6 protein-coding genes, 1 tRNA gene and 1 pseudogene are annotated in these 12,925 nt (G+C 62.7%); 3 read left to right on the top strand and 5 right to left on the bottom strand.

Going from position 1 to position 12,925, the window contains the following annotated elements; translation table 11 throughout:
• Positions 1 to 102: 102 nt before the first annotated feature.
• The gene (locus tag ACIDOCELLA78_RS97440) at positions 103 to 1,779 is read left to right on the top strand and encodes an IS1634 family transposase (protein ID WP_201727475.1); all 1,677 of its coding nucleotides are present in this window, start codon (positions 103 to 105) and stop codon (positions 1,777 to 1,779) included.
• A gap of 94 nt (positions 1,780 to 1,873) precedes the next feature.
• On the opposite strand, the gene ACIDOCELLA78_RS97435 is transcribed toward ACIDOCELLA78_RS97440, so the two are convergent.
• The 5 genes from ACIDOCELLA78_RS97435 to ACIDOCELLA78_RS97415 form a co-directional block, all read right to left on the bottom strand.
• Entirely contained in the window at positions 1,874 to 4,573 is a 2,700-nt protein-coding gene (locus ACIDOCELLA78_RS97435) for an Eco57I restriction-modification methylase domain-containing protein (RefSeq protein ID WP_201727479.1), read from the bottom strand.
• A gap of 5 nt (positions 4,574 to 4,578) precedes the next feature.
• On the bottom strand, positions 4,579 to 7,809 hold the full coding sequence (gene drmD, locus ACIDOCELLA78_RS97430) for a DISARM system SNF2-like helicase DrmD (RefSeq protein ID WP_201727478.1): 3,231 nt from the start codon (positions 7,807 to 7,809) through the stop codon (positions 4,579 to 4,581).
• 195 nt (positions 7,810 to 8,004) lie between these two features.
• The gene (locus ACIDOCELLA78_RS97425; protein WP_201727477.1) at positions 8,005 to 8,148 is read right to left on the bottom strand and encodes a hypothetical protein; all 144 of its coding nucleotides are present in this window, start codon (positions 8,146 to 8,148) and stop codon (positions 8,005 to 8,007) included.
• Between the two features lie 177 nt (positions 8,149 to 8,325).
• Positions 8,326 to 8,400, bottom strand: a tRNA-Gly gene (locus ACIDOCELLA78_RS97420).
• Positions 8,401 to 8,613: 213 nt separating this feature from the next.
• A complete protein-coding gene (locus tag ACIDOCELLA78_RS97415; protein WP_201727476.1) occupies positions 8,614 to 10,323 on the bottom strand; it encodes an IS1634 family transposase in 1,710 nt (569 codons plus the stop codon).
• Between the two features lie 441 nt (positions 10,324 to 10,764).
• On the opposite strand from ACIDOCELLA78_RS97415, the gene ACIDOCELLA78_RS97410 reads away from it, so the two are divergent.
• Complete coding sequence (locus tag ACIDOCELLA78_RS97410) at positions 10,765 to 12,441, top strand: IS1634 family transposase (protein ID WP_201727475.1); 1,677 nt, start codon at positions 10,765 to 10,767, stop codon at positions 12,439 to 12,441.
• Positions 12,442 to 12,547: 106 nt separating this feature from the next.
• Positions 12,548 to 12,925 (top strand): annotated as a pseudogene (locus ACIDOCELLA78_RS97405) (integrase core domain-containing protein); the annotation flags it as partial.

Raw genomic sequence — 12,925 nt, 5'->3', positions numbered from 1 at the left:
TTCGTAGGCACGTCGGGATTTTGCAAAAACGTGGTGCTAAATAATTGCGCAAATTGCTTCTTTTAACTTGATTTATGATTGGTTTTCGGCTGCCAATTCGGCATGTTCGTGCGCGAGAAGCGAATCAACGGCTACAGCTACCTTTATCTGGTCGAGAGCGTCCGTGAGGACGGGCGCAGCAAGCAGCGCATCATCAAGAACCTGGGCCGGAAGGAAGTCGTCCTGGCCGATGGAGGTCTCGACCGCCTCGCCGCCTCGATCGCGCGCTATGCCGACCGTGCCTCGGTCCTGGCCCAGCTGGCGGCAGGCAATCCGGACGGGCTGAGCTGCAAGCGGATCGGCGCGCCGCTGTTGTTCGGCCGACTGTGGCAGGAGAGCGGGATCGCTGCTGTGTTCGAGGAGCTGCTGGCCGGGCGGCAGTTCGAGTTCCCGGTCGAGCGCGCGGTGTTCGCCACCGTGCTCCACCGGATCATGGTCTCGGGCTCGGATCGCGCCTGCGACAAATGGCTCGAGGATTACGACATTCCCGGCACCGAGGAGCTCGGCCTGCATCACCTCTACCGCGCCATGGCCTGGCTCGGCGAAGAGCTGCCGGACGAGGAACAGGGGGATGCCACGCCCTTTGCGCCACGGACGGTGAAGGATCTGGTGGAAGAGCGTCTCTTCGCCCGACGGCATGATCTGTTCACCGACCTCTCGGTCGTGTTCATGGACACCACCTCGCTGTATTTCGAAGGTGCCGGCGGCGAGACGCTGGGCGCGCGGGGCCACTCCAAGGATTACCGCCCACAGCTCGCGCAGATGATCCTCGGCGTGGTGATCGATCAGGACGGAAGGCCAATCTGCACCGAGATGTGGCCAGGAAACACCGCCGATGTCTCGGTGCTGGTGCCGGTGATCGACCGCCTGCGGTCGCGCTTCGGCATCGGCCGGGTCTGCGTCGTCGCCGATCGCGGCATGATCAGTGCCGCGACGATCGCCGCGCTGGAGGAGCGCGGGCTGGAATACGTGCTCGGCGCAAGGGAACGCACCGACCGCATCGTCCGCGAGGTGGTGCTGGCCGATGAGCGCCCCTACACCCCGCTCTGCCTCGAGCGCGCCGGTGGCGACGAGACCCAGCTCTTCATCAAGGAGGTCAAGGTCGCGGGCAAGCGCTATATCGTCTGCCGCAACGAGGCGGTGGCCATCGAAGAGGCCGAGACCAGGCGCAAGGTGGTCGCCGCCCTCGATCGTCAGCTGACGCGCGGCGATAAGGCGCTGATCGGCAACTCCGCCTATCGCCGCTTCCTGCGCCCGGTCAGTGACGCAAAGCCCGGCCGCAAGCACAAGCTGTTCGAGATCGACGCCGGCAAGCTCGCCGAGGAAGCCCGCTTCGACGGCGTCTTCGTGCTGCGCTCCAACGCCCGGATTTCACCGCTGCAGGCGGTGATCCGCTACCGGGACCTGCAGAATGTCGAACGGCTGTTCCGTGTCGCGAAGGCGACAATGCGCACCCGGCCAATCTACCATTCCTCCGACGCCGCCATCCGCGGCCACGTCTTCTGCTCGTTCCTCGCGCTGATCCTGCACCAGGCGCTCGACGAAAAACTCCGCCGGGCCGGCAAGCGCGTCGAATGGGCCGATCTCCTGCGTGATCTCGACCGCCTCCAGGAGGTCACCATCAGCAAGCGCGGGCAGCAGATCGTCCTGCGCACCCCAGCAACCAACTCGATCGGGCCGATCTTCAAGGCCGCCGGCGTCGCCCTGCCAGCCAACGTGCGAGACGCATCCGCTTCCTGATCCAAATCCTCCCGAAAGCCGCAGGGTGTGGTGCTAAGAAACCACGCGCCCACAATACATGGCTGTTTTCATTGGACTATTTTCAGGTCGCTGTTCAAGTCGGGCCAGACTGCCTTGTATCCCCTTGACCAATGGTATTTGTAGCTATTAGCCCCAACACACCACCAGACCGGAGCAATACAAATGCGCGCCTAAAGAAATGCGCGGAAATGTCTGCGTTTCCGTGAGCACCGTCATGTATTGTCTGCAACCAAGGAATATAATTCTTCGCATTTCCTGCCACAATCGTATTTCCACCGGCAAAGGGTGGATTACCAACGATCGCATCAAACCCGCCGTTCTTTCGGTCAAAGACTTCCGGGAACTCGATCTCCCAATGGAATGGGGGTATCCCGTGCTCACCTTTGCGCAATCGCGTTGCTGCAAAATTGAGTAAATCCCAACGTGGCTGCGCGCTAGAGATCTGGCTTTCGACCTCTGCGCGTGCCTTCTCCCGAGCTTTTGTTTTGTCCGACACAAAAAAGGAGGAGACCACAGCATCCCCCATCACCCTGATTGGAAGCACTTCAGACTCCAAACTGCTGAATCGGGCCTCCTGAACAGTGCGCCCAATGTCGTCTGGCGCGTTCTGAATTTCGGCTCGCCCCCTCATAGCTTTCGACACACTTTCGCGCACTAATTGCCGAAATAACGGAAGACCAGCCTTTGATTCATTCCAATTGGCCGCAGAGATCTTTGCGATCTTCAGGCCGACAAGACTATCGCCGCACTTCAACGCGTGATCCAAGAATGTGAACTCGTGGTCCCGTGCCAACGTGGCCAGCCAAAGAGACAGCCGCGCAAGATCGACCGCGCGCGGGTTTTTATCGACCCCGTAGAGACAGCGTTGTGCGACGAGCCGCCGCGCATGAAGCTCCTCGTCCTCGTCGGCGGGAATGGTCGGACGCGTCTGCGGCCAACGTGTCCAGGCTACTACGAGGCGCTCGCCCAAAGCGCGGCAGGCCTCGACCAGGAAGGCGCCCGAGCCCATGGCCGGGTCGCACACTTTCAGCTCCAGCACCTGCTCCGGCGTGGCGTCCGCTCCGAGCCGCTCGAAGGCCGGCTCCAGCGCATATTTGACGATTGGCGCGGTGAGTGACCGAGGCGTATAGTGGCTGCCGGTCCGTCGCCGTTCGCCAGTTGGCTGCAGGATCGGTGTTCCGGATGCCGCGACCCGCTTCGTTGGCGAGCCGCGCTCATCGACCATGCCGTCGAGCGCGGCCACAAGATCCTCGACGCTCTTGGCGTCCTCGACCGGCTTAGCCTGCGCTGCCGTCAACGCGCGCCCGACGTTTTCCTTCAGTTCCTTGATTCGGTCCTTGCCCTTCTTCGCGAGAACGTCATCGAGCGCGACGAAAACCGGCGTCTTGTTGTTCTTGCCCGCCTTGATGGCGAGCACGCGGCTCGTGGCGGCCTCGACCGTAAAGCCCATGACTGTCTCGTAGACCGAGCCGATCTGTTCGACGTCGAGGGTTCGATAGGACAGTCGCTCGCGCTCTGCACCGCGCAGCTTCAGGGTCATCAGCCCTTCAAGGATGCGAAGCAGGCACCCGTCCGACACGGCCAGTATCCGGGCTGGCTCATCCTTTGAGGAGCGGCCTTCAAGGAAGGGGAATTCGTCCGGATCGAACAGCTTGCCGCCACGCGCCTGCACGAAGCCGGTCTTGTGGCCTTTGTGGATCAGGCGAAACAGCGCCAGTAATCCGCCCCATCCACCGCGCCGCTCGTCCATGGTGTCGGGATTGAGCGTCGCGTCTTCCGTGAGCTTCGCGTAAAGCCCGCGAACCGAATAACTCGTCTCGTAGATCTCGCGCGCACGGGCGTCGGATCGAGACGGAAGCAGGTCCCGGTCTTCGGCGTAGAGCACGAAGACCAACCGCATCAGGACGGTCAGCAGCCCCTCATAAAGATGATCAGGACGGCTCTCCGCGAGTTCGCGAACCAGCCTTGGCTCGGCGGCGTGCAAACCTCGGAGAAGTTCGTGGAGCGCGCCGAGAACCTGCTCGGCGAGAGCGGTTGAAACCAGAGCCTGGGCGTCGCGGCTATGCTTCAGCAGCGCGGGCAGCCGCCGATTATCGGCATCCGAGAACAGCCGAAACCGATCGAGCAAGAGCTTCAGACCGCCCAGCATGGGTCGGCCGGCAACCATCGCCATGGGCCGGATCGGAAAGCTCTGGTGGCCCGACGTTTCGCCGCGCGGAGCATAGATCAGGCGAAACTCGGGATAATACCGAACCTCACCGTCCTTCCGTTCGTCCCGCTCGGAGATCAGCAGGCCAGCAAAGACGCCGGTGTCACGCAAGAGCCGCTCGAAGCGCTGATGTGGGGTCGCCTCCCAGCCGTCGAGGGCGTTCCGGGCGTCAGGATCGACGCCTGGCGCCTCGATCCGCACGAGAAGCTGCCAGCGGCGATCGCCGTCACCGAGCTCCGCGACAGCCCATGTCGGTCGCAGCATGGTGCCATGCTCCGGGAGCGCCACGAGCAGTTCGTCCGGAATGGCCGGACCGCCGGGCGCACCAGCGACGTGGCGCGCTTCCCAGCCCAGAACCTGTTCGAAGAACGCCCAGGGATCGGTGAGCGCAGGCTTGGAAAGCTCCGAGCCGATAATCTCGGTCACCTGGCCAGTTTCGATTGGCGTTTGCCTGAGCGGCAATAACCCCAATTCCTTGAGCAACGTCGGCGCGACGACGAGGCCCACCGGGGGCACATGGTCGAGCCATTCGAGATCGGGATCGCGATAGATTTCCGCAGCCATTGTACTTACCCCGATACCGGCCAGAGATAGACCAGGCCGACGGGCTCCAGGCGATGCGCTCGCACCTCATAGGAGTCGCGAAGCCGCTTCGGTTCATCGCGCAATTCACGTTCAAGGCGCGTCAGGCGGCCTTCCCAATGCCGCCGGTCAGCTTCTCGCTCGCGCCGCTCCTCGGGCACGAGATCGAGGGTGAGCTGGTTGGGATCGAACTCTTTGGCCGCCTTGGCGATACGTGACCGCTGCTGTTCAAGCAGGTCTGACAGCGAGCGCGCCTCCTCCTCCCCTCGCTTCTGAAGTTGCGCCGTAACCGTCGTCAGTCGCTCTGAGGCGATCTTTTCCAAGGCCGGGACAAGGTCGGCGATATCCTTTGCGACGAGAGCCTGGATACGGGCGACGGCGGCTCCGGACGCTTCACGGGCGTCACGCAGGGCGTCTTCGAGCTGGTTGAGGGTCTTCTCCTCGCCGCTCTCGCCCAGCGGTCGGAGCGCCTTGTGGTCGCGTTCTGACTCCGTCCAGATGGCGGTAATCGGAATGACTTCTTCATGCAGCCGGGCTGCGCCCGCGCCAAAGACCGCCAGGCGTCCCATCAGTACGATACGAGGCTGCGCGCCCGGCCCGTAAATGACCGACACACGCGAAAGCTTCGACTGGAAGCCTTGGCTGAGGAAGCGAGACAGGAGCCGTCTGACCAGGCGGTGCTCAAGATGCACTTGCACCACGTCCGAGGCGTCACGGCCGTCAGCCATGATCGGCGGACTGAAAGCAATTGACCGGATGGGCGCATCGCGCCGCCAGTCGCCGAGACGCTCACCGCGCTTCCGCGGTCGAACCCGCAGATCGTCGAAGGCATCGTCCCAACCCGCGTCCTTTGTGAACGCCGGGTCGTTGGGATTGAGCCTGTAGGTTTCCACCTTGCCGACCGCCGGCCCACGGGCGTCGTCCAGAACATAACCGGCGCGCGACAACGCCGCCGCAGCCACACGATGAAGATCTTCCGGGTCGACGCCGACGCGCTCGCGCGACCGTTCGAGTGCGCGCTGCAGATCGGCCTGCTCCTTTAGCAACCGTTCGTGACGCGCGCGCTCGTCGTCGTCCATTTCGGCGCGCGCGCGATTGAGCCGTTCGGCGTCGCTTTCCTCAGCGATGGCCCTAGCGATCGCCGCGCCCTGACCGCGCAAAATGCCACCTTCGGCCAGACGCTTCGCAATGCGCTCTTCAATAACCTGGCCGACCGATCCGAGCTGGTCGCGGATGGTCTCCGTCTTCCGGACCAACGCCTCCAAGACGATGTCGGCTTCGCGCTGCTCATAACGGAAATATCGGCAAATGACCTGTTTCGCAGGTTGAAGTTTGCGATCGATCCGGCCGTTGCGCTGCTCCAGTCGGGAGGGGTTCCACGGCAGGTCGAAATGAATCAGGTCGGAGCAATAGCTTTGGAGGTTGATGCCTTCGCGGGCCGCATCAGTGCAGATCAGGATGCGCAACGGCTCAACATCGGGATCAGCGTTGAACGCTCGCTTCACCTCTTCCCTTCGATCCGATCCAGTTGCGCCGGTGAAGACGCCAACTCGGTCATCAGCGCGATCCGTGTCCGACACCGCCTCACGCAGGCGTCGTTCGAGCCACCGCCGCGTGTCTTCGTATTCCGTGAAAATGATGAGACGCCGGCGATTCCAGTTTTGGCCGCTGAGAAGGTTGGCTTTGATCCAGTCGGTCAACCAGCGCACCCGGGCGTCGGGCCGCGACGCGTAGCGCTCTGCGATGGCCAACATGTCGTCGACCACGGCAAGTTCAGCGCGCAGGTCTCCCTTCGCTGCGTCTGCAACGCCAAGGGCTGAAGCGGCCTCGGCCGTGGCGTCGTCATCCGCGTCGATAGTTTTTTCGGCGCGCTCTCCTTCAAGCCCAAGCTCGGCGCTGTCTTCGCTCGCCGGGCCGCCCACAAACGCCAGCGCGGCGGCAGCGACCAAGCCGGCTTCTTCACCATCGAGCATTCGCTGCAATGTTGCCCTGTGGACTTTCAGGGTCCGTGCGAACGCCGCGACCGACGACAACAGCCGTTGCTGGAGACCTACAAAGGCCAGCTTCGCCATCGACGCCTTTTGGGTCGGAAGATTAGCGATGCGCCGCATCCGCATCTCGCCGTACGTGGCAAGCTGCCGGGCGAGTGCGAGTTCAGGCGTGTCCTCTGGCAGACCGTCGATGCGAACCGCCTCGATGATCCGCTCCGGGAACGCTTCGCCAAGGCGCCGAAGATCGGCCTTCAGCCGCCGGACCATGACGGGCTCAAGATCCTTTGGGCGAACCTCGACACCCCGAGTGAAGCGCTGGGGATCAAGCATCTCAAGCAAAGCCGAGAAGCTGTTCGAGTGCCCATTATGTGGCGTGGCTGTCAGGAAAAGGCGGTGCTCGAACCGCTCGCCGAGTTCGCGAACCGCCTTCGTGAGCTGGCTTGAGATTGCGTAGCGAATGCCCGCCGCGGGCGCGGCGTGGTGCGCCTCGTCCAAAACGAATAGCGCACGGGCACGAAACTCGCCGAGCACGTCACGGAGTCCAGCCGCATAAACCTCATCCGTGAGGAGACGGTGCGAGACGATGAATCGCGAGCCGGTCGCCCAGGGATTCACGGAGAAGCCCCGAAGCCGGCGCATCTCGCCTATCCGCTCTCTGTCGATGATTTCGAACGAAAGCCCGAACTTCGCTTCCAGTTCATCCTTCCACTGGATCGTCATAGCGGGCGGGGCCGCAATGACGATGAAATCAATCCGCCGCCGCAGCAGTAGCTCTCGCGCGACTAAGCCTGCCTCGACGGTCTTGCCCAAGCCCACGTCATCCGCGATCAACAGATTCACGCGCGGAAGCCGCAACGCCTTACGAAGTGGGAGAAGCTGATAGGCATCCAGCCGAATGCCTGCCCGAAAGGGCGCTTGCAGCAGGTCGCGATCAGCGGCAGTCGCAGATCGCCATCTTATCGCGCGAAGGTGGGCGGCCAACACTTCAGCTCGATCAGGAAGGCCGGCGCCGACATTCCGCCACCCATCCTCATCGAGCACGACGGCGCCGATTTCGGCATCCCAGAGGATTTCCAGCCGCTCACCTTGAGCATCGTCGGAAATGCACGAGAGGTTGAGGGTCTGAAGGTCGTCAGCCTCCCCCTGGACTTCCTCGACCAACCACGGACGGCCCCGCAGCTCGACAAAGCTTCCCGGTTCGATTTTCTTGCTAAGGATTTGCTGCATTACGCGCCCAGACTCGTCTGTTGGTCAAGATCACTGTATTTCCCAGTCAGTCTGGTAGACCATTCAAATTTTTCAATAACAGATGCGAAAACCACAACCTGACAATGCTTTTCAATGGACGCGCGCCCAGAGTGAGCCGTGTCGATAAGCCGATTTTGCCGAAAAAGTTTGCATAACCTAACCATAAAGCCGCCCCTAATATTCGATGGCTAAATCCGCCACAAATTCAATATGACGATAGCTCCCGAAATCGCTCTTGCGAAGCACTCTCAGGCGGCCCCGGATTTTGACGTTGCGCGGGCCGGATTTCCAGACCGCCGAGTCTTCGCCGAGTACCATCAAATCCGTTTCCCATAGGATAATGGTCTCCGGCACAGTACCGAGGACACGACAAAGTATCCGGCAACGTCCCGCCGATTGCATTGAATGCGCGCAGAATACCGTCTGGCTTTGGCCCTCTAAGCAAAAACGGCCCCGAAGGACCGTTCTTAACGCGTTGATTTCGTTGATAAAATCTGGAGCGGGCGATGGGATTCGAACCCACGACCCCAACCTTGGCAAGGTTGTGCTCTACCCCTGAGCTACGCCCGCACTCCGTGTTGAGCCTTCTAGTCAGCTTCGTACGGCTTGGCAAGCGGGTCTCTCGTCCAAATTCGGGTGGCTGGCACGCTCTGATATCAAGCTTGCCGGCCTGCGCGCGAACTTGGCGTTGCCTGTTACCCCCGGGTTCGCGGTCATGAGGCAGACGTGAGGAAAGTCTGTCTATTTTCCGATGGATTTTCGATGCGGAATCGGAGCGTGTATCTATGAGGCGGCCTTGGCCTGCGGCGGCTCGATGACTGTGAGCAGCTTCTTTGGCTTTGATATTCCAAGATTTTTCAGGATCTCGGCAGCTTCGGGGCTGATTTTCGTGCGCTGAACAATAGTCCGGCCGGCGATCTGATAGCGGACCGCCTTGAGGCCGGCCAGGATGTGGGCGATCCGCGCCCAGGGAAGGCCGCAGCGCAACTCCGCCGAGCGCTGTATCTGCAGGGCAAGGACGCAGAGCCGGACATGCGCCTCGATCCGGCGCGGGCTCCAGTGATACATCGGCCGGACCTCGAGCCCGGTCTGCTTCATCCGCCGGAAGCAGGCTTCGATGATGGTCCCGCCTTTGTAGCCGAGGGCGACGTCCTCGGTGGACAGCGTGTCGTCGTTGGTGATCACGACGAACTTGCCGTCGAAGCGGGCGGCATGGGCGATCTTTCCGGAATCCAGATGCGGCCTGCCGGCCGCATCCGTGCTCAGGTAGCGGCCGTAGCGGCGCGAGGTGAGCAGTGCGCAGGCGGCCTTGGGATGCTCGGCATCACGTGCGGCGAGCAACGCCAGTTCGGCGCGCAGGCCGGCCAGAACCTCGTCGCGATGCTGGCGCTGCCGCTCGGCTTCCTCAGGGTTCAGGCAAAGAACGTAACGCTTGCGCCGCTCACCGTCGCCGACCACGACCTCCTTGGCCTGAAGATTGTCGGCAACCTTCCGATAGCGCCCCGGTCGGGTCAGAACCGCCTCATCCACATCGCGCAGCCGGCGCATCGGCACCGCCAGGATGTAGTGGCCGAGCCCCTTGCTCAGCGCCATCAGATTGTCCGCCGAATACATGCCAGCGTCGCCGACGAACAGGCAGCGCCCAAGGTTCCAGGCGCGCAGATCCTCCTTGATCCTCGCCACCGTCGCGACATCGGCGGTGTCGCCCGGCAGCACCCAGGAGCGAACCGGCATGCCGTCCCGTGTCACCGCCATGGCGATGATCACCTGCGGCTGATTGTCGCGTCCTTCCTTGCTGTGGCCGCGCCGGCGCAGCGGGGCGAACAGCCGCCCGGCCCAGACTTGCTCGGTCTCGTCGGCCTCGTCGATCTCGAAATAGGCCGTCGTGGTGTCATAGAAGATCAGATCGACATCGAGGCGGAACAGGTCGGCGGCCCGCAGGAACACCGCCCGCTCGATCGCGTCGGCCCAGACCGCCAGAACATCGAGGGCGCGGTAGAGGTGGTCGACCGTCAAATCAGTCGCCTCCGGCAGCCAGGCAGTGTCGGTGAGCCACCGCTCCGCGCAGGCACGCTTCGAGCCTGGATCATCGAGCCGGTTCGCCGCCATCGCGAACAACGCCGCCTCATGCGGAGCGGTGAGCTCCGCCTTGCTCAGGCAATCCCTGACCGCCGGGCCGATGCCGAGTTCCTCCCACAGATGCCGCGCTGTCAGCGGAATGCCGAACTCGAAGGCGGCGTCGATCTCGATATCGGGCGGCGCGGTGCCTGCCGGCGCGCCATCACCGACCTGCTCGTCATCGCCCAGCACACGGTTGATGCTGCGCACCAGCCGCTCGAGAGCGGCGCGATCGAGTTGATCCGCACGGCCGAAACTGTGGATCACCTGGGTCTCCGACCGCTTGCTGTCGGTGTTCCAGACGTTCTCCGCGAGCCCATAGTAGCGGACCGTGGAGCCGTCGCGGTTCCGGCGCTGGGTGACACGCAGATACATGCCTATCGAATAGCGTATCTCGTCAGGTTATAAAAGACACAAGGCCGAGAGTCGTGTGTCTATGTGTTGGCGCAGATTCCGCCCACTCCACGATCATTCAATCCAACCAATTCAACCACTTGCCCAAGCCACACACAGCCAAATGTGCCTCATGACCGCGAACACGGGTTACCCGCAATGCCGAAAATCCCAAGGGGGCCGCGTCATGTCCCTGGTGGTGGTGTAGGAGGCTGCTGATCAGCTTGCCGCCGTGACCGTTGAGAGCCTGACCCGACTTAAACAGTCAAACCCGGAACGATACGGTATCGTAAGTTGAGATCTTTGATTTCACTCGAGATTTTCGTAGGCACGTCGGGATTTTGCAAAAACGTGGTGCTAAATAATTGCGCAAATTGCTTCTTTTAACTTGATTTATGATTGGTTTTCGGCTGCCAATTCGGCATGTTCGTGCGCGAGAAGCGAATCAACGGCTACAGCTACCTTTATCTGGTCGAGAGCGTCCGTGAGGACGGGCGCAGCAAGCAGCGCATCATCAAGAACCTGGGCCGGAAGGAAGTCGTCCTGGCCGATGGAGGTCTCGACCGCCTCGCCGCCTCGATCGCGCGCTATGCCGACCGTGCCTCGGTCCTGGCCCAGCTGGCGGCAGGCAATCCGGACGGGCTGAGCTGCAAGCGGATCGGCGCGCCGCTGTTGTTCGGCCGACTGTGGCAGGAGAGCGGGATCGCTGCTGTGTTCGAGGAGCTGCTGGCCGGGCGGCAGTTCGAGTTCCCGGTCGAGCGCGCGGTGTTCGCCACCGTGCTCCACCGGATCATGGTCTCGGGCTCGGATCGCGCCTGCGACAAATGGCTCGAGGATTACGACATTCCCGGCACCGAGGAGCTCGGCCTGCATCACCTCTACCGCGCCATGGCCTGGCTCGGCGAAGAGCTGCCGGACGAGGAACAGGGGGATGCCACGCCCTTTGCGCCACGGACGGTGAAGGATCTGGTGGAAGAGCGTCTCTTCGCCCGACGGCATGATCTGTTCACCGACCTCTCGGTCGTGTTCATGGACACCACCTCGCTGTATTTCGAAGGTGCCGGCGGCGAGACGCTGGGCGCGCGGGGCCACTCCAAGGATTACCGCCCACAGCTCGCGCAGATGATCCTCGGCGTGGTGATCGATCAGGACGGAAGGCCAATCTGCACCGAGATGTGGCCAGGAAACACCGCCGATGTCTCGGTGCTGGTGCCGGTGATCGACCGCCTGCGGTCGCGCTTCGGCATCGGCCGGGTCTGCGTCGTCGCCGATCGCGGCATGATCAGTGCCGCGACGATCGCCGCGCTGGAGGAGCGCGGGCTGGAATACGTGCTCGGCGCAAGGGAACGCACCGACCGCATCGTCCGCGAGGTGGTGCTGGCCGATGAGCGCCCCTACACCCCGCTCTGCCTCGAGCGCGCCGGTGGCGACGAGACCCAGCTCTTCATCAAGGAGGTCAAGGTCGCGGGCAAGCGCTATATCGTCTGCCGCAACGAGGCGGTGGCCATCGAAGAGGCCGAGACCAGGCGCAAGGTGGTCGCCGCCCTCGATCGTCAGCTGACGCGCGGCGATAAGGCGCTGATCGGCAACTCCGCCTATCGCCGCTTCCTGCGCCCGGTCAGTGACGCAAAGCCCGGCCGCAAGCACAAGCTGTTCGAGATCGACGCCGGCAAGCTCGCCGAGGAAGCCCGCTTCGACGGCGTCTTCGTGCTGCGCTCCAACGCCCGGATTTCACCGCTGCAGGCGGTGATCCGCTACCGGGACCTGCAGAATGTCGAACGGCTGTTCCGTGTCGCGAAGGCGACAATGCGCACCCGGCCAATCTACCATTCCTCCGACGCCGCCATCCGCGGCCACGTCTTCTGCTCGTTCCTCGCGCTGATCCTGCACCAGGCGCTCGACGAAAAACTCCGCCGGGCCGGCAAGCGCGTCGAATGGGCCGATCTCCTGCGTGATCTCGACCGCCTCCAGGAGGTCACCATCAGCAAGCGCGGGCAGCAGATCGTCCTGCGCACCCCAGCAACCAACTCGATCGGGCCGATCTTCAAGGCCGCCGGCGTCGCCCTGCCAGCCAACGTGCGAGACGCATCCGCTTCCTGATCCAAATCCTCCCGAAAGCCGCAGGGTGTGGTGCTAAGAAACCACGCGCCCACAATACATGGCTGTTTTCATTGGACTATTTTCAGGTCGCTGTTCAAGTCGGGTCATGGTGGTCAGCGACAACGGCACTGAGCTCACCAGCATGTCGATCCTGCGCTGGTCGAAAGAGCGGAACGTGGAATGGCATTACATCGCGCCCGGCAAGCCCCAGCAAAACGGGTTCGTCGAAAGCTTCAACGCCCGGCTCCGGGACGAGTGCCTGAACGAGACCTTGTTCACGAGCCTGCCTCAAGCGAGGTCCGTGCTGGCCGCCTGGCGTCACGACTACAATCATCACCGCCCCCATTCGAGCCTGGGCAACAAAACCCCGGCAGAGGTGGCGGGAAAAATCAGCGGCGCGCCGGGTTGGGGGTTAACCCCCAACCCGGCTGTTGCACCTACGCCCAATCGTGGGCATCACTCGGGGATGAGACTCTACTCGTGA

The organism is Acidocella sp. C78 (genome assembly GCF_907164655.1).
This window is presented reverse-complemented; position numbering and strand designations above follow the sequence as displayed.